Source organism: Bacillus sp. JCM 19034 (assembly GCF_001310635.1).
GTDB lineage: Bacteria > Bacillota > Bacilli > Bacillales > Bacillaceae_D > Halalkalibacter.
Genome location: NZ_BAXR01000004.1, coordinates 107,191 through 130,388, shown reverse-complemented (window position 1 = coordinate 130,388; position 23,198 = coordinate 107,191). Strand labels below are relative to the sequence as shown.

Here is a 23,198-nt window from a genome sequence, read left to right as displayed (position 1 = left end):
GAGAAAAGATAAGGAGGCAATGCGTGATGCTTGAAACGATTCAATTAAGTAAGTCATTCAAAGGAAAAAAGGCTGTTCAAGATGTTAATTTGTATTTAGATAAAGGAGAATCAGTTGGTTTATTAGGACCAAATGGTGCGGGCAAATCAACAACGATATCAATGATATCTAGTTTGATTAAGCCGACTAGCGGGGAAATCAAGCTCAATGGTACAAACATTATTAATAAGCCGGGTGAGATGAGAAAGGTGTTAGGTGTTGTACCACAGGAAATCGCATTATATGGAGAATTGTCAGCCTATGAAAATCTGAAATTTTTCGGATCGATTTATAAAATAAAAGGTAATGAGTTAAAGACAAGGATTGATCAAGCTTTGGACGTTGTCGGGTTAAAAGAACGCCAAAAGGATTTAGTCAAAACGTTTTCTGGAGGGATGAAGCGGAGAATTAACATCGCCGCTGCATTATTGCATCAACCGGATATTCTTATTTTAGATGAGCCAACTGTTGGTATCGATCCGCAATCGAGAAATCACATACTAGAAACAGTACGGATGTTGAATGAGCAAAAGGATACAACCATTCTCTATACAAGTCACTATATGGAGGAAGTCGAGCAACTTTGTGATCGTTTGTACATTATGGATCATGGTGAAATCATTGCATCAGGTACGAAAGTGGAGTTGCTTAGCATTTTATCAACAGAAGATACGATAAAAGTAGAACTAAGTAAGATGGACGAAGCATTCGTTGAGCGTGTGAAGGAAGTGGAAGGTGTTCGTAAAGTAGAGGCTAGAAATGCACAACTGAAGATCATTGCGAAAAAAGACAATGATTTAATAAGGGATTTGGTCCATCTTACGGATCAGTACAAAATACAAATGATTAATTTTCAAAGAGAGATTCCTAGCTTGGAAGATGTATTTCTTCATTTGACTGGTCGGACATTAAGGGATTAAGGAGGTGTAGTCATGTGGAGTTTCATCAAAAAGGACTTGTTATTGTTTTGGCGTGACCGTAAGGAGCTTGTTACGATATTGACGCTACCGATTGTTTTAGTATTGATCCTAAATTTCGCTTTTTCTGGCATGTTTGGCAGTGATGGGGAAGAGCGGCTAGACTTACAGTTGGCCATTGTGAATGAAGATGACGAAATAGAAGGTCTAGCCATGCTAGAGGAGAAGTTGATGGCAGAAGTGTCATTTGGTGAAGACGAAGTGATGCCATTTGTTGAATATGCAAGCTATGTACGCCCAGTGTCATTACTCTTTGATTATCTCAATAGTGATGAGATGTCCGAGTGGTTGACCGTTCATAAGATGCAAGAAGCCGAGGCCGTTGCTAAAGTTGAAGAAGGCGAATTAGATGGAATCCTCGTTATACCGAATGGCTTTACCGTAGACAGCTTGTATGCAGTATTTGTAGGTGAACCGTCGACGACATCACTTATTTACAAGATGGAAAGAGAAACGAATAACAGTGGTGCAATCTATCAAATCGTTCAAGGTTTTATTGAACATATGAATTATGAATTTGCCTTACAGGAAATAGGAGAGTCTCAAGCGGCGGAAGTTTTCTTGCCAGAAGGTGGGTTTGAAGCAGTCGGAGCAGGAGAACGCTTTACGGTAGCACAATATTTCACGATAGCGATGGGGGTACTATTTTCTTTATTTGTAGCTGTTACTGTTGCAACGAAAACAGGAGAGGAGCTTCGGCAACAAGTATTTAATCGAATCCTGTTGACGAATAGTCATCCACTGCGGTTTTTGCTAGGGAAAATAGCATCAACTATTTGCTTAGTTTGGTTACAAATCATGTTTGTTTTCTTACTGTCCCATCTTATTTTAGACGTATTCCCTGATCGTACGATTTCCTTTTGGTTCGGTGTTGCGGGGATTGTGATGTTACTATCGTTAGCGATTTCCGGCTTAGCTGCCCTGTTTACGAGCATTTCTCTAAGAGTAAAGGATCTTAATGCAGCGAGTGGGATCTTTATGATCGTTCTTTTACTATTTGGTATGAGCGGTGGGAATTTTGTCCCGATTTATATTTTGCCTAACTGGTTACAGGAAATAGGAGAATGGACGCCAAATGGGCAATCATTAGTCATCTTAACGGAATGGGTTCAATATGAACAGTTCTCCACCATCATAACACCAAGTCTGTTATTAATAGGTCACTTTCTATTATTTACGACCGTTGCAATAGCGTTATATCCGAAAAGGGGGAGGACGAATTGAATTCAGTAGTTTGGGCACAATTTGCCAAAGATAAACGAAACCCTTTAGTTATCCTATTATTCATTGCAGGAAGTATTCTTATGACTTTATTATTTGGTGGGGGTGTTTATTCGCCGACAACGGTTTACATCTTCAGTGAGGAAGAGAATGCTACAGAAATCGAAACAAAGTGGGAACCGTTATTGAATGTTGATGATTCCTTTCAGTTTGTTATCGTTGACCCAGATCAAGCTCGTGAAGATGTGCAAAGTGGTAAGGTGGACGTGGCAGTGAATCTCATGGAGAGGGATTATCGTTTAGTGATAGTAAGTGAACTTCCAACGATCCCTTATGTTCAGCAGCATGTTGATAAGGTGTTTCAACGGGAGGCACAAATAAGTGCGATTGCTAGCTCTAGTGAAGATGAACAAGTTCGTAAAGAAATTGAAAGCTATTTAGCTAATGCCCCGTTTCAGCTCGAGGCTCAAGGGCTTGATAGTGAAGAGGTCCCACATTTTAATATGAGTACTCAATTACTATTTGCTTTTACCTTTTTTGTATCGATGTTCATTCTTGGTTTGAAGGTGAACAATGTGACGAGCGATAAAGTTTCTGGTGTTTGGAATCGGATGATTTTATCACCTATAAGTAAAACGAGTATGTATTGCGGTTATATTATATATAGTTTTCTCATTGCTCTATTTCAAGTTGTAGTCGTTTTGCTCGTGTTTAAATACATTATGAATTACGAGGTCGGGGAGAACCTTTGGTTAATCATATTGATAGCTGCATTTTTTATTTTCAGTATGATTAGCATAGCGATGCTTATTACAGGTTTTGTTAAATCACCAGAGCAATTTTATGCGATCTATCCATCAGTCATACCGCTTTTTCCACTAATTAGTGGAGCTTATATGCCGCCAGGAACCATTACAAATCCTATAATAGTATTTGTTGCGGATCTATTTCCATTTTCACATGCAATGGATGCGATGATGTCCGTTACTTTCTATGGTGCAGGATTGCAAGATGTTATGATGCAGTTAATGATTATGCTGTTCATAGGGGTACTAGCAATGGGACTTGGGATTAATCTGATCGAACGTAGAAGTCATTAGTTGAACTATTTATGAGACAGGGATCAAATACACCTTTACAAGCTCAGTCGCCGTCTATGAAAACGGTGACTGAGCATCTAAGGAGGATTATCGTGATTATAATGAAGAATAGAATATAGATAAAATATAAAAGGATGATGACTATGGTCTATATCGCTCTTCTTCGTGGAATTAATGTAGGTGGAAAAAACAAAATGGACATGAAGTTACTTAAACAAACGTTTGAACAAGCGGGGATGAATCATGTAGTAACATACATCAATACAGGTAATATTATTTTTTCATATCATGATCGATCAAAGGGAGAGCTATCACGTTTGATAGAAGAAGCGATACATAATGATTTTCAGTTGCCAATTAAAGTCGTTGTACGAAGTTTTGATGATATTAGAAAAACCATTAGTGCTATTCCCGAAACATGGAAAAACGACAAAGATATGAAAAGTGATGTTATGTTCTTATGGGATGAAATTGATGATGAGTCTGTGCTTGAACATTTAGTCATTAAACCAAACATTGATACTGTTAAATATGTACCCGGAGCGATCCTTTGGTCAGTTGATAAAGAAAATGTAACAAAAAAGTGGTATGTCAAGAATTGTGGGATCCAAGCTATACAAACAAATGACGGTAAGAAATGTCAATACTGTCCGCAAGATTTATGAATTAATGGTTGCCAAACATAGTTAGCTACATAATAATAAACAACTTAACAAAATGGGGTTATCTTAATAGGTTCCAATCTGGATCTTTTAGGATAACCATTTTTTCTATATACATGATTTCTTGCTTTTTATACAAGATCAAAAACATCTTATCCCAATGATAACAAAGAGGGGTATTCCTTGTCATAAAATATGAGTAAAGGAAGGAGGATGTTAACATTGATAAATTTGATGAACATTAACAAGACTTATGCTGGTAAGCAGGCATTAGCTAATGTGACAATGAATATTTCGAAGGGAGCTTGTTTTGGACTAGTTGGTCCGAATGGGGCAGGTAAGTCAACCTTAATTAAGGTAATCTCTTCGGTCATTAAAGATTACGAGGGAAAGATTCAGTTTTCGAGTAATCAAATTAAGATTGGTTATGTCCCGCAGGATATTGCATTAGAGGAATCAGTGACTGCCTATGATAATTTACGTTTTTTCGGAAAAATCTACGGATTACGTGGGAAAGAGTTAACAAAACGTGTTGATGAAGTCTTATTAGAAATTGGACTGAAAGAGCGTGGAAAGGATAAGGTGATGACCTTCTCGGGAGGGATGAAGCGACGCTTAAATATTGGATGTGCACTATTGCACAAACCAAGCCTGATTATCATGGATGAACCGACTGTCGGTGTTGATCCTCAGTCACGACGATACATTTTTGAGATGATTGATCAGTTAAAAAGTCACGGGAGCACTATTATATACGCAAGTCACTATATGGAGGAAATTGAACAAATATGTGATGAGGCAGCATTTATTGATAACGGTCAGATTATTGAAATGGGAGAAATCAGTTATTTACTTTCTAAGCATGCCACCTCTTCGATTTATGTAAAAGGGGAAAGGTGTATCCCTAGTTCTTTTAATCTTAATAATATCACTAAAGATAAGGATGGTGGGTATGTCATAATGACTAACCATCCACTCAATACGATGGAGAAAGTGATTAGTTTCTGTAATTCTCAAAATGGAAAAATTGAACGTTTAGAACTTGTCCAACCAAGACTTGAGGATATTTTCTTTTCATTAACAGGAAGCAAACTAAGAGACTAATGAAGAAGAAAGGAGATAACAAATGAATGCGATTATGAATTTAGAGTTGAAGAAAAACATTCAAGATCGAGGTTTACTATTTTGGGCACTTATTTTGCCTATTGTTTTTACAGTTTTATTTATAGCTGTTTTCACTTCCGGTACTAATGAAGTAGAGAGAAATCAAGTAATATTATCAATCGTGCCAGGGTATACAATTATGTTTATTTTCTTTATTATGATATCAATGACTGAATCGTTTATTAAGGATCGCAATATTGGCATGGTTGCTAGGATGGCTAGTACCCCATTGCCCTCGTATAGCTATTTGATGGGAAAATGGGTATCTTATATGTACATCGTCATGTTACAAATCTTGATTTTAAACGTGTTTGGGAAGGTTGTATATGATGTACCATTAGAGCAGCCTATCTTTTTGCTTATTATTTTCATAGCATTGACGTTTACAGTAACAGGATTAGGGTTGGCCCTAGCAATTATAGTGAGAACAAATAATATGGGGATTGCTTTGACACAGGTTATTGCCTTAGGTGGGGCCGTGCTTAGTGGCCTTTGGATGCCGATTGATATGATGCCAAAGTTCATCCAAACAATAAGTTTGTTCTTACCGCAATATTGGGGGCATCAATCTGTCCAAAAGGCAATGGAGGGTACGTTGCAGATAGGAGAATTCATGCAAACAATCGTTATTTTGTTTGGTTATGGCATCATAGCGTTTGTACTAGCGTTACTATGTTATCCGAACTTCTTAAAGCGTGCAAAAGGGTAGTAATAAGGGGGCTTGATTATGAAAATAAACATCGATATTGATGATAAACACGATGAACCATCGATTACGATTGAAACGAATGAGTGGACGGAAGAATTGGATGAAATCGTTACGATGATAAAAAGGAAGCATCAAAAAGGGCGTTTGTTTGGTTATGAATCTGATCAAACTGTTTTGCTTGACCCAAATGAAATTGATTTTATTTATGCGGAAAAAAGAAAAGTGTTTGCGTGTATCGAAAATCGTCATGTCGAGATTAGAATGAAGCTTTATGAAATCGAAAACATTCTAGCCCCCTTTCATTTTATGCGTTTTTCTAAATCAGTTATCGGAAATTTGAATCAGATAGAACGCTTTGAATTGTCTTTTAATGGGAATTTATGTGTTTACTTTCTCTCTGGCAATAAGGAGTATATTTCGAGGAAATATGTGACCCCCATCAAAAATAGATTGGCAATGGGAGGGGAACGCAATGATTATTGAAGTCATAAAAAGACTTATGACGGGAATCGCTTTTTCTGGTATGGCAACCTTTATAGCTATAACAATTGTCAACTTTACGAATGGAGAAGCGACTATTTCAGAACTATGGTTATATATGCTTTGTTCGAATATAATTGGTATTTACTTTGGGCTGTCTTCTTTTATTTTTGGGGAGAATGGTTTAAGTGTATTAAAGCAGACACTGATCCATTTTTTCTTATCGATTAGCTTTTATTCAATTATTGCACTCGCTGTTGGATGGGTGCCATTAACGTTACAAGCAATTTTGTTGTCAAGTCTAATCTTTCTAATTACTTATGCTATTTTTTTTACGGGGTATTATATGTACTATAAGAGAATAGAGGAATCTTTGAATGATAGTCTTTCGAAAAAAGATTAGGGAGTAGGCTTTGTTAATTGGAGATAAAGAAAGTGCACGAGAAAGTCGGCTTCGTGCACTTTTTTTATTGTAATTCTGCTTGTAATATATAACGTTCTTGAGCAGGGCCAATGTATTGAAAGGGATAGCATGTATTCAATATTAATGTTGGATCATCTTTATTTATAATAACCGTTCGATCATCGGGAATAGTGGATCCATATTCCCATTAATTCGGTAACGGTATTCTTGTTCATTGTTATTTACGTATAGTATATCGCCTTCTATTAGCTCACCTAATTTTAAAATACCGTATCACCATGGCCACTAACTACAATATGTCCATAATTTGATTTCGGTACGGTAGTCCATTCACTGACATACATACCAAACTCTTTCCCTAATGTATTTAAGTCAGTTCCCCAGAATACATCGTATGACAAGTTAAGTTTAGGTTGTTAAAGTTGCAACGTCGTCCCCAATTTCCATATTTCAATGTAACCCAAATAGTAATCGAGACTTTATGTATTGTTTTTTGAGCTTGATAGGATTAGAATTCAACTTTGTTACTATAAAGGATAATTATAATGAGGAGGAAAATTAAACAGATAGAAGTGATTTCTAGTAGTTTATCTAAATAAAAAGTAATCGTAGGTTACTAATAGGTCATTTAAATCAATTGAATATATTTACTAATAATTTTAATCTAGAAAACCTGATAGAAATGTTTCCACTTGGTTAAATGTTGACAAGATTACAGATAGTACCTTACAATTTAACCATTAAAGGTCAATATAAACGGTTAGTTGTGGCCGCTACTTTAAAAGTACAATCAGTTCAAAAACCATTGGAGGAAAAAAGGTGGATGTATTTCATTCAGGTGAGCGGAAAGTTCAAGCTAAGCTTGGTGTTGAAAAAAATCGAATGCAGTAGGAAGATTGATTCAACCAATTATTGAGGAACCTTTTCAGTTTTTTATAGAATCTCAGCCAATGATTGTAATAGGTACGACTGATTCAATTGGGAACTTATGGTCTTCTTTAATTTGCGGTGAAAGTGGTTTTATTCGTGTTATCAATGACAGAACGCTTCAGATTCACATTCAGGAGCATAAAAAGGACGGATGGTTTACCCATGTAAAATCTAATTTTAACGTTGGGTTGCTTGTGATTGAATTTTCTACGAGAATTCGTGTTAGAATCAATGGCATTGCTCGGATAATAGCTGAAGATATAGTCGAAGTAAAAACAGAGCAAGTATATAGTAACTGTCCAAAATATATTCAATCGAGACAAATATATTCAAACAAACAAAGAGGTCCAACTACATTAGCAAGTATAGGTGGTAAAAAGTTAAGTGATCACCAAAAGGAATGGATTGGAAACGCAGATACATTTTTTCTGTCTAGTTCTAATTCCGAAGGGAAAACAGACGTTTCTCATCGTGGTGGACACCCAGGCTTTATAGAAGTAATGAATGACAGGAAAGTAATTTACCCTGACTATGTAGGGAATATGATGTTTAATACATTGGGGAATATAGTCGAAAATGAAAGAACGGGATTGTTATTTATAGATTTTGAACATGGTCATACGTTACAGCTTACTGGCGAATCAAGTATAATTTGGGAGTTAACAACTGAGGAGAAACAACGTTTTCCAGGAGCGATGCGGCTGATAGCGTATGACATTTTAAATATCAGAGAAAATCAAAGTAGTTTACCGTATAAATGGGATTTTATCAATGAGTCGCCATTTAATCCGAAATAAGAAAGGAGAAGCAGCAATGGACATTTATGTTACAAAGGAAGCAGTGTCTCAATTAGAGGATCGCTTTCAAACAAGTTTGGGTTACCTTTTCATCACTTATGAACTGGGGGGTGTGGTAATCCGCTTGATGGAGTTATCCATATTCAATATTTATCAACACTTCCTGATAATTGTGTTGATGTTTCAACAAATTGGATTCCTGTTTATACGAACCACTCCACTGCCATGCTTCTGGAAAACGATTTAGTAATCGACTTCAATGCAAATGGTTTTTTCGTGAAAAGTACAAATCAGAGATATAGTTGTACATTGAGTTTGCTCAAATGAGCTGCTTACATTTATGTAATACCCCCACAAAGTGAGCAATTGATAAGAAGTGATATACGTTTTAAGCATGTATGATAATTGTATTAGCCCGTCATTACATAAAGGCTAATGAAATATCTGTTTATACAAAAACAAAGGAGGACAAAGTGATAACAGTAAAAATTAGCCTTATTTAATGATGAATGGGAATGCTAAGGAAGCTTTGCAATTTTATGAGAAGGCGTTAGGTGCTGAGGTAATTGAAATAATCTCATATGGGGATATGCCTGATTTGCCATCTGAGGATTTTAAAGACTTAATCGCACATGCGAAATTAAAAATAGGAAGCGATGTACTTATGCTTTCGGATAGTCCTAGTACGATGCCTATACAAAAAGGGAATCAAGTTGAAGTATGTATTACAACGAATCATGTAGATACATCTAAACAGTATTTTGAAGCTTTAATGTTAGGTGGAAAAGCAATGATGCCATTTGAAGAAACTTCTTTTAGCCCAGGTTATGGTAGCTTAGTTGATCAATTTGGTGTGACGTTTTCAATTTCTACGGAATTCGAAAATAAGAGTTAGACAATATTGTAGAAGTTAAGGTTAAGTATTTTGTTATGACTAACCTGCAATGACGGTTGGTATCTAAACAGAGCTAGCCTAATCGATTTAAGCAGCGAAATTTAAATAAAAATACCTTTGAGTTTTATTCTCAAAGGTATTTTTGTATATAGATATCACAATTAACATTAATCTTGCTCGTACTCAATAATTGATTCAATAAATTGATACGAATTTGATCTTTCCACAAGATTTCCAACAAGTTTTTCTCCGTCACGTCCATATGCTTCACGAATTGTTTCCCATTGATTGTTATAAGGACTGAAACGCAAGGTGAAATACGGTTCTTCTGAATATGTGTATTCAATTTTTAGTTCAAATGTACCGTCAGGGTTTACTCTCGTTTCGTCTTCACGCGCCCAACTGTCTGAATAAAAGCCTGTTAAGGCACTGCCTTCCAAAAAATTCGTTCTACCTTTTACGTAGAAGAATTCTCCATCTTCCGTAATTTCATCAACTTCTATCCAAACTCGAGGGTCACCAATATCCTCAGGAGGCTCTCCCCAATCTGGTTCATTAAATTCATGCTCGCTCTCCTCGTCTTGAGCAAGAAGTGGCAAACGAACTTCGGCTTTTTGATAAACGCGTTCTAGGTCCCAATGCTGTGCTAAATAGACATAAGGCCCCTCCATCAATTCCCCAGCTTCACCATAGCGCTCTAGTATTTGTTCCTCTTGCATACTATGATAAAAATCAAATGTAATTACAACCTCAGCATCTCCATACTGATGATGCTCTAGCTCCATATTAAAATGCCCTTTATTATCTACAAGCTCAGTAGTGTCAGAAAACACTTCATTCCCGTTAACCAAAACCGTTCCTGTTACTCTTGAACCTTCAAGTAGATTAGTTCGACCAACAATGATAATCTGATCGTCCTTTTCAATTACTTTACCACCGAGATAGACATTCGTGTCACCTATTGATTTGCCGCAACCTGCTAACAATAAAAGTGAGCCTATAATCAGTAAGAACATGATTCGACTTTGATACGTATTTAGCATGTGTGTCACCTATTCCTCGTCTTCTTCCACATCTTCAGCTTCATCGAAGTCCTCTTCGAAATCCAGCTCATCTAACTCGTCATCGTCGCTACCTTCCATTGTGTTCGGTTCGTTACTGCTGCTTTCAGAACGCTTATCATCCCATGGAATTCTTTTTTCAACTAATTGTCTACTGGAGTTATGTGGGTGAGTTTGTACAAGATTACCAACTAGTTTTTGGCCGTTAGCCCCGTAAGCTTCTTCTATTTCGTTCCATTGGAAACCGTACGGTTCAAACGTAATGACGATATCCCGATCCTCTAAATATTCATAATCAAACTTAAAATCAAATGACCCATCTGGTAAAATTTGTGTAGTATCGCGGTTATATCGGTAATCAACCTTTATTTCACTACCTTCTAATAAGTTACTTCGTCCATGGATATAGAAATATTCGCCATCTTCGTGAATATCCTCAACTTCAATCCATACACGAGGATCACCGTAATCTTCTGGAGTGTCATACCACTCTGGTGCTTTGATGACTAAATCATTATTACCTTGTGGATCGTAGAATACTTTCGCTTCAGCTTTTTGATAAATATCACTAAATACTTTATGTCTGTAAATAAATGGACCGTCTAAATTTTGGCCTTTATCGCCATAATGTCTAATTACATGATCGTCTTGAACACTATCAAAGTCCATGCGAACAACAATTTCTGCTTCACCATACTGGTGGTGATCTAATTCAATATAAAAGCTCCCATCCTCATCGACAAGCTCCGTACTGTCTGAGTAAACAGTTTCACCTTCATCTACAAGTACTTCTCCGATAAGGCGTGAACCAGGAATTAAATTACTTTGCCCTTCAATAATAAACGTTTGGCCTTCCTCTATGACACGTCCACTAAAATCAATGACATAATCACCTAATGAGGCTGATTCTGTACTCTCTGGTTCAGAATCTTCGTTTTCAGCTGCATCCTCTTCTTCATTTGTTACGGATTCCTCTTCATCTTTCCCTGCGTCATCTTCCTTTCCACTTGTGTCTGTACCGCATGCAGTAACTAGAACGAAAAGAAAGGCAATTAGTAAACTTCCTAACCACTTATAGTTTTTTAACATTAGATATAGCCTCCAGAATTATTTTAAATTTATAACAATCTCAACTCGACGATTTTTCGCTTGGCCATCCTCTGTATCATTTGAAGCAATAGGTTTTTCTGCACCAAATCCTACCGTCGTAAAGGTCACTTCGCTTGAATCGAGTTGATCTTCTAAATAGTTTCGAACTTCATCTGCTCTCTTTTTCGATAGGTCTAGATTATATTGATCATTTCCAACATTATCTGTATGACCGTTAATGACAATATCGAAGTCCTTCTTATTAAAGGAATTCTTTAATGTCTCACCAATTAAATCGAGCGTTTCTTTTGATGAACTCTTTAATTCATATTCATCGAAATCAAATAGTACATTATCTGGGACTAGCATAGTAACTTCTGATCCATCAATTGTTAATTCAACGTTATCAGGTACATCAATCGTCGTTGATTCTTGTTCAACGTATAGCTCAACGAATTGTTTATCACTATACTTATCAGGAACGACTAAATTACCAACTAACTTCTGCCCTCTAGATCCATATCTTTCCTCCACTTCATTCCATTGTGTCCAATGGCTTGGATCAAAACGAATGGTAAAGCCGGAATCCTCCTTATATTCATAAGGAACTTTTAAATAAAATGAGCCATCAGGCAAAATGCGTGTTTCATCTTGAAGACTTCTGTTACCAAATGCAACAAAAATATTTGCACCCTCACTTAAATTACTTCGGCCTTGTAAATAATAAAATTCACCGTCATTATTGATTTCATCAACTTCAATCCAAACACGAGTGTCACCTATATCTTCAGGAATAGGGTGCCAATTTGCTTCTCTAAAGTGACGAATCGCTTTTTCCTCACTCGGTTCAAATGTGGCCACCACCATCGCTTGATTGAAAATGTTTTGTGGTTTTCCTCCCCCTATCTGCTTGGTGCTTATATATGTAAGGGCCTTCTAATTTTTGACCACGATCACCATAATGCCGGATAATTGCTTGATCCTGCTGACCATCGAAGTGGAATCTTACTCGTACGATGGTTTCCTCTCGTAAATTGTGATTGTCTAGCTCTATATAAAATTCTCCATTTTCTTGAACAATCTCTGATGTATCATTAAAAAAGGCTAAGTCGTCTTCATCTCCAACGAGAATTTCACCGAAAATTCGAGCACCTGGGAGCAAATTACTTTCTCCATAAATAATGATTTGATCCTCGGTTTCGATCATTTCACCACCGATATAAACGTTATAATCACCTATATCATCGCGTAGTTGATCAGTTATTTCCTCTTCTTCAACGGATTCTTGTTCATTGATTTCGTCTGTTTCATCCAATAATTCATCCTCAATTGGACCTCTTCTTCAATAGGTTCGACTGCTTGCTCTTCTGTCGATTCTCCCTCTACTTCTGGATTGGGTTCTTCAGGTGATTCATCAACGACTGGATGTTCCTCATCGTCAAGACCAGCTTCTTGTTGAGCCCCACAGCCTACTGTGAAGAAAACGAGTAATAGTAAAATAACAGTAAGAGTGACCCTATACATAGCGTAACCTCCTCGTTTTGATTGGTTAATAACATCATTGATTAATTTTTCAAAAAATGACACAAAATGACCAATTTTAATCATATCAAAATGTATAATTTTAGGCATGAGTAAATATTCATGCTCTTTTTTACATAGTTTTTTAAAAAAACCTCAAAAACAGTAAAAAAATAACTGTTATGTAGGCGTATTTCCTGCATCTTCAAAAATTAACGGTGAATGATTAACATAATTTCCATTCGATATATATGATATATGGCTCTACTTTTCTAACAATGGGTTGTGTCTTCTTTAAAGTGTTTCAAAATCTTAGGTTATTGTTGATATTAGAGTAAGAGATTGTCGAACTTTAAGTGAACAAAAGTGTTGACAATTTTGCCTCTTTGAATTAAAGTTTCCCTAGAGAAACATTAATTCGTTTATGCAATATAGTTGTCCGAGGCAAATGTATTTAATTATAAACTTTTTTATATTAAACTAAAATGGAGGGAACAAAAGAAATGGTAAAGAAAAAAGGTTGGATGTATGGAGTTATTGTAGCTTGTGGACTTTTAATTGGGGCAGGTTGTAGCAATAGCGAGGATGTATCAACTGATAGCGAAAATGAAGAAACGAAAACAGAGATCGGGACGGAAACAGACATTGATGTTGCAGCAGATACTGAGACAGAGGTGATTACGGTCGTAACGACAATTGCTCAGATTGGAGAACCGTTATCAGTTATCGGAGGAGATGCAGTTGAAGTTGAAAGTTTAATGGGACCATCTGTTGATCCACATTTATATAATCCGACTCAAAGTGATATTGCTACTCTCGATCGTGCTGATCTCATTTTTTATAACGGTCTTGATTTAGAGGTAAATATGGTTCAAATATTTGACAGTATTGCACAAGAGAAACCTGTTCTTGCAATTGGTGATGTGATCCCTGCAGATCAATTGTTGGAGGAGGAACCAGGAGTAGTTGATCCACACATTTGGTTTGATATTGATCTTTGGCAACAAGCATTAGAATCTGCAGTTGAAGAATTAAAGGAATATTCTCCGGATAATGCAGAATTGTTTGAAGAAAATAAACAAGAATATTTCTCGCAATTAGATGAACTTAATGAAGAGGCTGCTGAAAAGTTAACTTCTATTCCAGAAGAACATCGAATGCTAGTTACGGCACATGATGCGTTTGGATATTTCGGCGAAAAGTTTTCAATGGAAGTGATAGGACTTCAAGGGTTAAGTACCGAGGATGAAATAGGTGTATCAGATATTAATGAGACCATTGCCATTATTAAAGAATATCAAATACCAGCTATTTTTATAGAATCAAGTATTGATGATCGTAGTATTCAATCTGTTATTGAAGGAGCAGCTAGCGAAGGTGTTGAGGTAGAACTCGGTGGTGAACTTTTTTCAGATGCTATGGGAGTAGCAGGGACAGAGGAGGGTACGTATATTGGTATGTATCGTCATAATGTTGAGACGATATATACTGCCTTAAGCAAAGGAGAGGAATAATGTGCAAAAGACAGTACTTAACGTAGAAAAGTTAGCTGCTTCCTACCGGAAAAATACCGTGTTGTATGATGTGAACCTTGAGGTAAAAGCAGGTACATTAACTGGTATTGTCGGACCAAATGGAGCGGGTAAGTCAACATTATTAAAAACAATATTAAACTTGCACCCAGCATTAGCAGGAACAGTAACTTACTTTGGATCGCCATTAAAAAAGGTAAAACATAGAGTTGGATATGTCCCACAACGTGGTTCTGTTGATTGGGACTTTCCGACGGATGCTTTAGATGTTGTGTCAATGGGATTGTATAGGGAAATTGGATGGCTGAAATGGCCATCCCGTTCTCATAAAAAAAGAGCCTATGAGGCCCTTGAAAAAATGGGAATGGCGGAGTATGCAAACCGGCAAATTAGCCAATTATCGGGAGGACAACAGCAACGTGTTTTTTTAGCCCGTGCGTTAGTTCAAAATGCAGACCTATATTTTATGGATGAACCTCTTGCTGGAGTGGATGCTTCCACTGAAAGGGCAATAATGAATACTTTACAAGAATTAAAATCAGCGGGAAAGACGGTGCTAGTTGTTCATCATGACCTACAGACGGTTGAAGACTACTTTGATCATGTTCTTTTATTAAATAAAACCGTTATTCATCACGGTACAACGAGCGAAACGTTTACAAAGGAAAACATTGTTGCTACCTATGGTGGAAACATGCGGTTACTATGGAAGGGGCAAAACGATGTGGTCCACTCTTTTGAGCATTAATACCCAATGGGTTTTACTTAGCACAATGACCCTTGGTATTGCAGCAGGAACAATTGGATGTATCTCATATTGGCGAAAGCAAAGCTTGATGAGTGATGCTCTAGCTCATGCTGCCCTACCTGGCGTCGTCATTGCCTTTCTTTTAACTGGGCAAAAGAATTTATTTATTTTAATTATAGGTGCAGCCATTAGTGCTTTAGTTGGTGCTTTTTTTATTCAGTGGATTCAATCCTCTACTAGAGTGACGGAAGATACAGCGATGGGAATGATCCTTTCTGTCTTCTTCGGTCTCGGTATTATGCTACTTACGATTACGAATCGTACAGCAGGTGGCAATCAAAGTGGACTTGATAATTTTATTTTCGGTCAAGCAGCAGCGATGGTTCGATCTGATGTGAACACGATGTTAGTTCTAGCGTTGTTTGTCATCTTCGTTGTCTTTATTGGATTTAAGGAGTGGAAGCTTTATCTCTTTGATCCGTCCTTTGCCCAAGGCTCAGGTTTGTCACTTACATGGATGAACGTTCTTTATACAATCGTGCTTGTAACAACGATTGTCGTTGGGATTCAGGCTGTTGGAGTGATACTAATTGCAGCGTTAATGATTATCCTTCGGTGAGTGCACGTTACTGGACACAATCATTTGAATGGATGATTATCCTATCGGCATTCTTTGGGGGTGTAGCTGGAGCAGTTGGAACAGCGATCAGTACGTTAGGAAGAGGGTGGCCAACAGGCCCGTTTATTGTCGTTGTCGCGGCGAGTTTTTTTGCGATATCCCTTATATTTGGAAAAGAAAAAGGAATTCTTCTCAAACATTTGCAGTATCGTAAGCATAAAAGGCAAGTCAATGAAGAACAAGCAGAAACTCGTATTATTAAAAAAGGAGTGGAATAAATGACGTATACAGCATGGATTATTTTGACCGCTTCTTTAGTAGGGTTATCTTGTGGGCTTATAGGGGTATTTTTGATTTACGTAAAATGGCGATGATGTCTGATGCAATCAGCCATACCGTCTTACTAGGAATCGTCGTAGCTTTTATGATTACACGTGAATTAAGTGGACCGCACATGCTTATCGGAGCTATTATCGCAGGCTTGCTAACGGCTTTTCTTGTACAATGGCTAAATTCGCTCGATATCGAACTTCATGCGGCAATGGGAATCGTTTTTACTACGCTATTTGCAATTGGAGTGATTTTAATTGCAACATCTGTTGGAAATGCACATTTAGATGTGAAACACGCATTAATGGGTGAGATTACGTTTGTTCCATTTCATACGATGACACTCCCGCTCATTGGGAAAATACCAACAACCACAGCAATGTTAGCAATCGTTTTAATGATAGTCATTATTGCCATCGTCGTATTCTATAAAGAATGGAAAATCACGTCATTTGATCCTGCGTTAGCGGCAAGCTTAGGATTGCCAGTTGTTTTCATGCATTACGTGTTTATGAGCCTCGTATCGATAACAACTGTTGCCTCATTTGATGCAGTGGGGGCGATTATGGTTGTGGCGATGCTCATTACACCTGCCGCATCGGCATATTTATGGACAGATAAGCTAGTCGTCATGCTTATTCTAAGTGGTTCATTTGGTGTCATTTCTGCTATAGTGGGCTATTTTATCGCTGCTTGGATTGATACGTCTATCTCTGGTTCAATGGCCTTTGCAACCGGTCTAATTTTCTTAGTGAGTTTTATCTTTTCTCCTAAACATGGGTTGATTGCAAAGTATATTCGGCCAGCTGCTGCATAAGGAGCCTAATGATAGGTTCCTTATTTTTGTTTGGAAGGCAGCATGACGAAGTTGAGGTATGATTATATTTTTTCTATATTATATGCCATACTATAATGTACATAATAAAGAAGGAGTGATTCCTTATTTAGTGATGGATGGAAATGCAAATGAAGCAATAAGTTTTTATCAGGAAGCTTTAAATGCAGAAGTTATTTTTAAACAAACATTTGGGGAGATGCCAGAAAATCCTGATTTCATAATTGCAGATGATGTGAGCAGCGTATATTACATGCTACTGTAAAAGTGGGGGAAACGGAAATGATGTTATCGGATACGTTTCCTGGACAACCTCATCAAAGTGGGAATCAAGTAGCCATTTGTATATCAACAGATGACAAAAATATAGCGAAATCAATGTTTGAGGCATTAAGCAATGAAGGCACAGTAACAATGCCTTTGCAAGAAACATTTTTCAGCCCAGCTTATGGAAATGTTATTGATAAGTTTGGTGTAAGCTTCCAGATACATACGATCGAAGGGAAGTTAAGCAGTAGATGTTTATAGCCCGCCATGAGCTATTAGCTCGTAGCGGGCAATGCTCGATTATGATTTTGAAGATAATTGAGTACCGCATCACGCAAAAGAGTCGCCCCACCTTTGACTTTTTGTTCATAATAAGCTGTAAATCTCTCATCCTGTACATACATCTCGACAAGATTAGCGTGGGCTTCTTGACTGTAATTTGTCCATGAAAACATTAGCCACTCTTTATGCTTTTTGGCAAGTTCCATGGCTACGTCTGATTTAGGATTATCTATTGAAGATGCTTCTTCAAGCAAAGCGAAAATCTCATTCTCTAAAGATTTCATTGTTTTGAAGTCCTCCTCGGACATCCCTTTTAGCTTGGCATTACTCATCTCAACCTCTTCATCTCCATATTTCTCCCGTATTTCTTTCCCGTATTTCTGTTCGTTCTCTGTAATCAGCTGTTCCTTGAATCCAGCAAACTTTTCTTTATCCGTCATCTCATTTCCTCCCTCATAGCTTTTAAGCGTTTTCTCCAATGTCTTCATGATTTGGTTAAGTCGATCACGTTTGATCATTAATTGCAAGTAGTGTTGCTTTAATGCATTTACTGGATCAAAGTCGGGATGATGTATGAGATCTTTAATGACATCTAATTTTAAATCTAACTCGCGATAAAATAATATATTTTGCAGTAGATCCACTTCCTTACGTCCGTAAATACGATAACCAGACGTATTAATTCTAGCTGGTTTGAGTAGTCCAATTTCATCATAATATCGAAGCGTACGGCTGCTTACGCCAGACAACTGTGCTAATTTTTGTACGGTGTACTCCATCAGATCAACTCCTTACCATTGATTTTAAACGTTTACGCTGCGTAAAGGTCAAGGGAATTAGATTCTATAGCGAGAAAAGTTTCAAAAGTGGGATTATACACCGATACGGGAGTACATTCAAAAGCAAGCTGTGATAGTAGTAACTCAGTGGCAGCATTTATAGCAAAGCGTTTAGAGTATCGGGCTGATCAATTGGAGTTTAGGGGCAGACAACACGTAGCACAAGCCTATGTTATGCCATTGGACATCCTTCTTTTATCGCTAACGATTGCCGTGACTGTCGATTTGAGACTTAAAAGAAGTAGTGATAAGGGAGTTGGAAATGTATAAATTGCCCAATAACAATAAATAAGCTGTTACAATTAAGTTAAGATGTGAATTTTAGTAAGGAGGAGATGAATGTGAATTTCCAATTAAACGAAGCAATTGAAATACTAGAACGAACACCGAAGACACTAGATAGTTGGTTAGTAGACTTATCAGATGGCTGGGTTACGTGTCGTGAAGGAGAAGAGACATGGAATGCGTATGAAGTGATCGGGCATTTAATTGAAGGAGAAAAGCATGATTGGATTCCGAGATTAGAGCTGATTTTGCTAAAAGGTGGAAAAGAAACATTTCCTCCATTTGATGTGTTTGCCCATATGAAAGAAGAGAAGAAGCAGACAATTAAGGATAAATTAGCTGAGTTTACTCAGCTTCGATCAACAAATATAACACGCTTAAAAGAATTAGTTGATGCAAATAGTGATTTCCAACTCACAGGACAACACCCGGTATTAGGAACGGTAACGGCTCATCAACTCCTATCAACATGGGTGGTCCATGATTTGACACATATATCACAAATTGTACGTGTTATGGCTGAAAGATATCGAGATGATGTCGGTCCTTGGAAGGCATTTTTAGGTATTCTAAAGAACAACTAAGGTAAGTGAAAGCTTTAATTATAAGAAACATATCGATACGTATGTTCAAGTAATTGATTGGATCATTAGTATAGTGGAGGTAAATGGATGATAAATATTGATGATTTTAAAAAGCTTGATATGAGAATTGGAACGGTGGTAAGAGCGGAGCCATTTCCAGAGGCTCGCAAGCCCGCGATTAAATTAGAAATTGATTTTGGAGACCTAGGAGTGAGATGGTCATCGGCTCAAATTACGAAAAGATATGAGCCGAAGCAGCTAATAGGACGTCAAGTAGTCGCTGTCGTCAATTTTCCACCAATGCGTATAGCTGGTTTCAAATCGGAAGTGCTCGTGCTTGGTGGTGTACTAGAGGATGGGAATGTCATACTGCTCAAGCCAGACGAACTTGTCAAGAATGGCACTCCAATTGCGTAGAATAGACATTTATGCAGGGCATCGTGCATTTCTAATTAGGAGATGTCACAATTCGCTTATGAAAATGGTCTTATAGGTAAAGAGAGGAGTGTACGTAATGCCACTTACACAATTATATAATGAATATAAGTCTTTATTATTTAGTATTGCGTATCGTATGGTCGGAACGATTGCTGATGCTGAAGATATTGTTCAGGATGTATTTGTGAGATTGTCACAATTAGATATAGCGAGTATCGATCATATAAAAGGATATCTTGTTAAAATGACAACAAATCGTTGCATCAATCTGATTCAATCAAACGAAAGAACGAGGGAAGTGTATCCAGGCCCGTGGCTTCCAGAACCATTTTCAAATGGTACATCGTCAGCCAAACAGGAAATTCAAGATGTTAGTGTTTCTTTAGAGAAATGGGAACAAGTACAGTACGCGTTGCTGGCTACGTTACAAACATTAAATGCACAAGAGCGTGCGGTCTTTATTTTAAGAGAAACGTTTAGCTACTCCTATCGCGAAATTGCCGATATTATTGGAAAAAGCGAGAGCAACTGTCGGAAAATCTGCAGTCGCTCTCGCTTAAAAATGAAAAAAAGCTGTCCTAATTTAACGAGTGCTCCAGTTTCTAAAACAGAGTCTAATAAAAGGTATATTGAAGCATTTATTTGTGCTTTGCAATATGGCGATATGGAGCCACTTATTGAAAAATTACTCGACGATATCGTCCTTATTACTGATGGAGGCGGTAAGGTACGTGCAGCTTATAACCCGATCATCGGTATCGAGCGCGTACGAGCATTTTTAACAGGTGTTCGTCATAAAGGTAGCTTTGATGGTGACTTCTCACTCATTGAACTTAATGGTGAATGGGCTATTTTGCTTAAACAGAACGATCAGCCGAAAATGATTTTTCTTTTTCATATTGATCAAAAGGATAAGGGACTGCGTCGTATTTTTATCCTATTAAATCCTGACAAGCTTAGTGTATGACAAACATAGCTGTTTACAAAGGACTAAGGAGTCATTCCTGTAGATATACCTAAACGATTCCAACTATTAATTGTATTAATGGCCATTATGAGGTTGAGGAATTCTTTCTCAGAGAAATATTGCAGCAAATTCTCATAAACATGTTGTGGTACACCAGTCTCTGAGATCTTAGTTACGTGTTCGGTAAGTTCTAGCACCGCTTTTTCTTTGTCGGTATAAATGGGAACCTCTCGCCAAACCGTTAGTAATATAATTCGATCGAGCTTTCTCCACTTTTTTGCATTTCCTTTGCGTGCATGTCTATACAATAAGAGCATCCATTGATCTGAGAAGCACGTAATTTAATCAGTTCGTACAGTTTGGGATCTAATCCGCTTTCTTTGACGAAGGACTCTAACTTCATCATCGTTTGAAAAATTTGTGGATTGACCTTTTGATGATTCATTCTAATTGACACTTTCATCACTCTCCTAAAAAAGTTTGTTACAACCTTTAAGACAAAGAAGAAAGGGGATTTGTGACATATTAGGGGAAAATTAAATTGAAACTTAAAAAATATGTAATGGTGGGCTCCGGTTGCTGTGAGTTCTATTATTATTTTGAAAAGTAATTGATTAGAGGATTATACTTTTAACAAGTAGAAAATATATATGTTAAACTTTGGTATAGGATTAATAAGATAAATAGGGGTGATACCTTGAAACCGATATTTCGTCAGTTACCTACATTAGAAACAGAACGGTTACGATTAAGGAAATTAACGTTAGAAGATTTAAGCGATATGTACGAATATTGTTCGAATGAAGAAGTAACGAAATACGTTACTTGGGACACTCATAAATCGAGCTCAGATACAAAACAGTTTATTGAATTTGTAGTATCAAGGTATGAAGATAACAAAGTGGCACCTTGGGGGATAGAATATAAACAAAATGGTAAACTTATCGGAACAATTAACTTTGTTTCATGGCAAGCTGATCATAAGATAGCTGAAATTGGATACGCTCTTTCGCAAGATTATTGGGGAAAAGGTATTGTAACAGAAGCTGCAAAAGAGGTTATCACATTTGGTTTTCATCATATGGATTTGATACGTATCCAGGCAAAGTGTAATGTAGAAAATATCGGCTCAGCTCGTGTAATGGAGAAGGTAGGAATGTCGTTAGAAGGAAAAATGCGAAAAGCCTTGTTTGCGAAGGGAGAACACCACGATATTTATATGTACTCAATATTAAAAGAAGAATTCTTGCATTCTATAAAAGAAGGAGTTAATTAAGAGAAATTATGAATAAATTTGCAGTGATAGGGATAATAGGGTTAATTGTTGCAGTTGTTGTTATAGCTGCAGGAGCATATTGGTTGTTAAAAGATCACCCAGAGTATGTTTTATCTCATATTGAAAATAACTCGGAAAGCTCTGCATTGTATGTTGCTAAAAACGGGGATATAATGATTGCCTATCAGGATGATCGCAAGCAGCCACTTGCAAGTACGGTGAAAATCATTTTAGCGATGGAATACGCTGAACAAGTAGGTTCTAATAATCTTGATCCAAATGAGCGGGTTTCATTGATGGAGCTTGAGAAGTATTACTTTAGTGGAACAGATGGTGGTGCTCATCCGGCATGGTTAGATTCAATTGAAGGAGAACCGACTCTTCACGAAGTAGTGAAAGGGATGATTACATATAGTTCAAATGCTAATACCGATTATTTAATTGAAAAGCTAGGAAGAGATTCCATCCAAGACAGAATCGCTACTTTATCAGATCACGAGCCGTTTCTACCGATTGTTGGTAGTATGCTTGTTCCGATTGTAGAGGACGGTGTTGAGCTGATGAACCGCGACGAATATAGAGAAGCGGCATGGAGAATTCATGATGAAATAACAAGTGAGGCCCGAGTAGCAGAAGGTGATCTTTCTATGCCTGAACAGCGTCTATGGTCTGATCATTTAACATCTTCTACTGCACGAACATATGGTGAGTTAGTAGCACAATTAAATAGAGGCAACTGGAGTGGGGAAGCTGAGGAGGTGCTGCGAGACGTGTTAGAATGGCCTATGCAAGTTAATGAAGGGAACGCTGAATGGTTGAAGCATCTAGGAATGAAAGGTGGCTCGACTGCATTTGTATTGAACCAGGCAATGTATGCTGATCGGCTTGATGGAGAACAGTACGAACTAGTTATCTTGCTAGATGATTTAGGTCCAATTGAACAGTTTAAGCTGCAACGCAATATGAACTCTTTCTTTGTTAAAATGTTAGCGGACTCCCAATTTCTAGAGGATGCAGTAATTCGATTTAATGAAAGCTAGTAATGGATAATCAAGGAAGGTGTAAGTTGATTATTGAGAAGAGCACTGGCTTCGCAATAGCCCACTAAAAAAGTGTAACAGCTAAGC

Annotated in this window: 23 protein-coding genes and 6 pseudogenes; 22 read left to right on the top strand and 7 right to left on the bottom strand. The window is 37.3% G+C overall.

The features are described from left to right. The first annotated feature begins 26 nt into the window (after positions 1 to 26). The 11 genes and pseudogenes from JCM19034_RS08900 (at position 27) to JCM19034_RS08850 (ending at position 9,398) form a co-directional block, all read left to right on the top strand. Entirely contained in the window at positions 27 to 959 is a 933-nt protein-coding gene (locus JCM19034_RS08900; protein ID WP_062049012.1) for an ABC transporter ATP-binding protein, read from the top strand. 12 nt (positions 960 to 971) lie between these two features. Beyond that, a complete protein-coding gene (locus JCM19034_RS08895) occupies positions 972 to 2,240 on the top strand; it encodes an ABC transporter permease (protein WP_062049009.1) in 1,269 nt (422 codons plus the stop codon). Further along, a complete protein-coding gene (locus tag JCM19034_RS08890; protein ID WP_062049007.1) occupies positions 2,237 to 3,337 on the top strand; it encodes an ABC transporter permease in 1,101 nt (366 codons plus the stop codon). The genes JCM19034_RS08895 and JCM19034_RS08890 overlap by 4 nt, the downstream gene beginning before the upstream one ends. Before the next feature lie 143 nt (positions 3,338 to 3,480). Beyond that, positions 3,481 to 4,027, top strand: a pseudogene (locus JCM19034_RS08885) (DUF1697 domain-containing protein). Positions 4,028 to 4,221: 194 nt separating this feature from the next. Beyond that, the gene (locus JCM19034_RS08880; RefSeq protein WP_062049005.1) at positions 4,222 to 5,103 is read left to right on the top strand and encodes an ABC transporter ATP-binding protein; all 882 of its coding nucleotides are present in this window, start codon (positions 4,222 to 4,224) and stop codon (positions 5,101 to 5,103) included. 22 nt (positions 5,104 to 5,125) lie between these two features. Then, complete coding sequence (locus JCM19034_RS08875; RefSeq protein ID WP_062049003.1) at positions 5,126 to 5,872, top strand: ABC transporter permease; 747 nt, start codon at positions 5,126 to 5,128, stop codon at positions 5,870 to 5,872. Positions 5,873 to 5,890: 18 nt separating this feature from the next. Next, entirely contained in the window at positions 5,891 to 6,355 is a 465-nt protein-coding gene (locus JCM19034_RS08870) for a LytTR family DNA-binding domain-containing protein (protein WP_062049000.1), read from the top strand. Then, positions 6,345 to 6,755 (top strand): DUF3021 domain-containing protein, encoded by a 411-nt coding sequence (locus JCM19034_RS08865; RefSeq protein WP_062048998.1) that lies wholly within the window; start codon positions 6,345 to 6,347, stop codon positions 6,753 to 6,755. Before JCM19034_RS08870 ends, JCM19034_RS08865 begins: the two co-directional genes overlap by 11 nt. A gap of 917 nt (positions 6,756 to 7,672) precedes the next feature. Next, a complete protein-coding gene (locus JCM19034_RS08860; protein WP_062048996.1) occupies positions 7,673 to 8,503 on the top strand; it encodes a pyridoxamine 5'-phosphate oxidase family protein in 831 nt (276 codons plus the stop codon). A gap of 123 nt (positions 8,504 to 8,626) precedes the next feature. Further along, positions 8,627 to 8,830 (top strand): annotated as a pseudogene (locus JCM19034_RS24785) (iron-sulfur cluster biosynthesis family protein); the annotation flags it as partial. Between the two features lie 175 nt (positions 8,831 to 9,005). Beyond that, positions 9,006 to 9,398 carry a VOC family protein gene (locus JCM19034_RS08850; protein WP_062048992.1) on the top strand — a complete coding sequence of 131 codons (393 nt, stop codon included), beginning with the start codon at positions 9,006 to 9,008 and terminating at the stop codon, positions 9,396 to 9,398. A 167-nt stretch (positions 9,399 to 9,565) separates the two neighbouring features. Here JCM19034_RS08850 and JCM19034_RS08845 read toward each other — a convergent pair whose 3' ends face one another. From JCM19034_RS08845 to JCM19034_RS08825, 5 genes are read right to left on the bottom strand one after another with little or no spacing between them, the layout of a single operon-like run. Beyond that, complete coding sequence (locus tag JCM19034_RS08845; RefSeq protein WP_062048990.1) at positions 9,566 to 10,450, bottom strand: hypothetical protein; 885 nt, start codon at positions 10,448 to 10,450, stop codon at positions 9,566 to 9,568. Then, positions 10,451 to 11,548, bottom strand: coding sequence for a hypothetical protein (locus tag JCM19034_RS08840; RefSeq protein WP_062048988.1), 1,098 nt, complete (start codon positions 11,546 to 11,548; stop codon positions 10,451 to 10,453). Between the two features lie 18 nt (positions 11,549 to 11,566). Then, positions 11,567 to 12,409, bottom strand: a complete 843-nt coding sequence (locus JCM19034_RS08835) for an OmpA family protein (RefSeq protein WP_197276372.1) — start codon at positions 12,407 to 12,409, stop codon at positions 11,567 to 11,569. Next, positions 12,396 to 12,863 (bottom strand): hypothetical protein, encoded by a 468-nt coding sequence (locus JCM19034_RS08830; RefSeq protein ID WP_062048985.1) that lies wholly within the window; start codon positions 12,861 to 12,863, stop codon positions 12,396 to 12,398. Before JCM19034_RS08830 ends, JCM19034_RS08835 begins: the two co-directional genes overlap by 14 nt. Continuing rightward, on the bottom strand, positions 12,809 to 13,072 hold the full coding sequence (locus JCM19034_RS08825; RefSeq protein WP_156323928.1) for a hypothetical protein: 264 nt from the start codon (positions 13,070 to 13,072) through the stop codon (positions 12,809 to 12,811). The genes JCM19034_RS08830 and JCM19034_RS08825 overlap by 55 nt, the downstream gene beginning before the upstream one ends. 500 nt (positions 13,073 to 13,572) lie before the next feature. On the opposite strand from JCM19034_RS08825, the gene JCM19034_RS08820 reads away from it, so the two are divergent. From JCM19034_RS08820 to JCM19034_RS08800, 5 genes and pseudogenes are all read left to right on the top strand, one after another. Continuing rightward, positions 13,573 to 14,583, top strand: a complete 1,011-nt coding sequence (locus tag JCM19034_RS08820) for a metal ABC transporter solute-binding protein, Zn/Mn family (protein WP_062048981.1) — start codon at positions 13,573 to 13,575, stop codon at positions 14,581 to 14,583. A 1-nt stretch (position 14,584) separates the two neighbouring features. After that, positions 14,585 to 15,349, top strand: a complete 765-nt coding sequence (locus tag JCM19034_RS08815) for a metal ABC transporter ATP-binding protein (protein ID WP_062048979.1) — start codon at positions 14,585 to 14,587, stop codon at positions 15,347 to 15,349. Next, positions 15,324 to 16,246: pseudogene (locus tag JCM19034_RS08810) on the top strand (metal ABC transporter permease). The gene JCM19034_RS08815 and the pseudogene JCM19034_RS08810 overlap by 26 nt, the downstream one beginning before the upstream one ends. Next, positions 16,247 to 17,115, top strand: a pseudogene (locus JCM19034_RS08805) (metal ABC transporter permease). It begins immediately after the preceding pseudogene. 82 nt (positions 17,116 to 17,197) lie between these two features. Further along, a pseudogene (locus JCM19034_RS08800) lies at positions 17,198 to 17,661 on the top strand (VOC family protein). Positions 17,662 to 17,675: 14 nt separating this feature from the next. On the opposite strand, the gene JCM19034_RS08795 reads toward JCM19034_RS08800, so the two are convergent. Then, on the bottom strand, positions 17,676 to 18,461 hold the full coding sequence (locus JCM19034_RS08795; RefSeq protein WP_062048977.1) for a MerR family transcriptional regulator: 786 nt from the start codon (positions 18,459 to 18,461) through the stop codon (positions 17,676 to 17,678). Positions 18,462 to 18,608: 147 nt separating this feature from the next. On the opposite strand from JCM19034_RS08795, the gene JCM19034_RS08790 reads away from it, so the two are divergent. The 4 genes from JCM19034_RS08790 to JCM19034_RS08775 all read left to right on the top strand — a co-directional run bounded on the left by JCM19034_RS08790 (position 18,609) and on the right by JCM19034_RS08775 (position 20,795). Beyond that, entirely contained in the window at positions 18,609 to 18,791 is a 183-nt protein-coding gene (locus tag JCM19034_RS08790; RefSeq protein WP_062048975.1) for a hypothetical protein, read from the top strand. A 71-nt stretch (positions 18,792 to 18,862) separates the two neighbouring features. Continuing rightward, positions 18,863 to 19,390 (top strand): DinB family protein, encoded by a 528-nt coding sequence (locus JCM19034_RS08785; RefSeq protein ID WP_062048973.1) that lies wholly within the window; start codon positions 18,863 to 18,865, stop codon positions 19,388 to 19,390. A gap of 87 nt (positions 19,391 to 19,477) precedes the next feature. Further along, on the top strand, positions 19,478 to 19,807 hold the full coding sequence (csaA, locus tag JCM19034_RS08780) for a chaperone CsaA (RefSeq protein WP_062048971.1): 330 nt from the start codon (positions 19,478 to 19,480) through the stop codon (positions 19,805 to 19,807). A 97-nt stretch (positions 19,808 to 19,904) separates the two neighbouring features. Next, positions 19,905 to 20,795 (top strand): sigma-70 family RNA polymerase sigma factor, encoded by an 891-nt coding sequence (locus JCM19034_RS08775; RefSeq protein WP_062048969.1) that lies wholly within the window; start codon positions 19,905 to 19,907, stop codon positions 20,793 to 20,795. Between the two features lie 23 nt (positions 20,796 to 20,818). Here JCM19034_RS08775 and JCM19034_RS08770 read toward each other — a convergent pair. Beyond that, positions 20,819 to 21,258: pseudogene (locus tag JCM19034_RS08770) on the bottom strand (carboxymuconolactone decarboxylase family protein). A gap of 234 nt (positions 21,259 to 21,492) precedes the next feature. On the opposite strand from JCM19034_RS08770, the gene JCM19034_RS08765 reads away from it, so the two are divergent. Further along, complete coding sequence (locus JCM19034_RS08765; protein ID WP_062048967.1) at positions 21,493 to 22,071, top strand: GNAT family N-acetyltransferase; 579 nt, start codon at positions 21,493 to 21,495, stop codon at positions 22,069 to 22,071. A gap of 8 nt (positions 22,072 to 22,079) precedes the next feature. Beyond that, positions 22,080 to 23,111, top strand: coding sequence for a serine hydrolase (locus JCM19034_RS08760; RefSeq protein ID WP_062048965.1), 1,032 nt, complete (start codon positions 22,080 to 22,082; stop codon positions 23,109 to 23,111). The last annotated feature ends 87 nt before the right edge of the window (positions 23,112 to 23,198 follow it).

Bases quoted from the DNA above. Each gene is read 5' to 3' on its own strand.
- JCM19034_RS08900 (WP_062049012.1), top strand. From the start codon at position 27: ATGCTTGAAACGATTCAATTAAGTAAGTCATTCAAAGGAAAAAAGGCT.
- JCM19034_RS08895 (WP_062049009.1), top strand. From the start codon at position 972: ATGTGGAGTTTCATCAAAAAGGACTTGTTATTGTTTTGGCGTGACCGT.
- JCM19034_RS08875 (WP_062049003.1), top strand. From the start codon at position 5,126: ATGAATGCGATTATGAATTTAGAGTTGAAGAAAAACATTCAAGATCGA.
- JCM19034_RS08870 (WP_062049000.1), top strand. From the start codon at position 5,891: ATGAAAATAAACATCGATATTGATGATAAACACGATGAACCATCGATT.
- JCM19034_RS08865 (WP_062048998.1), top strand. From the start codon at position 6,345: ATGATTATTGAAGTCATAAAAAGACTTATGACGGGAATCGCTTTTTCT.
- JCM19034_RS08850 (WP_062048992.1), top strand. From the start codon at position 9,006: ATGATGAATGGGAATGCTAAGGAAGCTTTGCAATTTTATGAGAAGGCG.
- JCM19034_RS08840 (WP_062048988.1), bottom strand. From the start codon at position 11,548: ATGTTAAAAAACTATAAGTGGTTAGGAAGTTTACTAATTGCCTTTCTT.
- JCM19034_RS08825 (WP_156323928.1), bottom strand. From the start codon at position 13,072: ATGTATAGGGTCACTCTTACTGTTATTTTACTATTACTCGTTTTCTTC.
- JCM19034_RS08820 (WP_062048981.1), top strand. From the start codon at position 13,573: ATGGTAAAGAAAAAAGGTTGGATGTATGGAGTTATTGTAGCTTGTGGA.
- JCM19034_RS08795 (WP_062048977.1), bottom strand. From the start codon at position 18,461: ATGGAGTACACCGTACAAAAATTAGCACAGTTGTCTGGCGTAAGCAGC.
- csaA (WP_062048971.1), top strand. From the start codon at position 19,478: ATGATAAATATTGATGATTTTAAAAAGCTTGATATGAGAATTGGAACG.
- JCM19034_RS08775 (WP_062048969.1), top strand. From the start codon at position 19,905: ATGCCACTTACACAATTATATAATGAATATAAGTCTTTATTATTTAGT.
- JCM19034_RS08760 (WP_062048965.1), top strand. From the start codon at position 22,080: ATGAATAAATTTGCAGTGATAGGGATAATAGGGTTAATTGTTGCAGTT.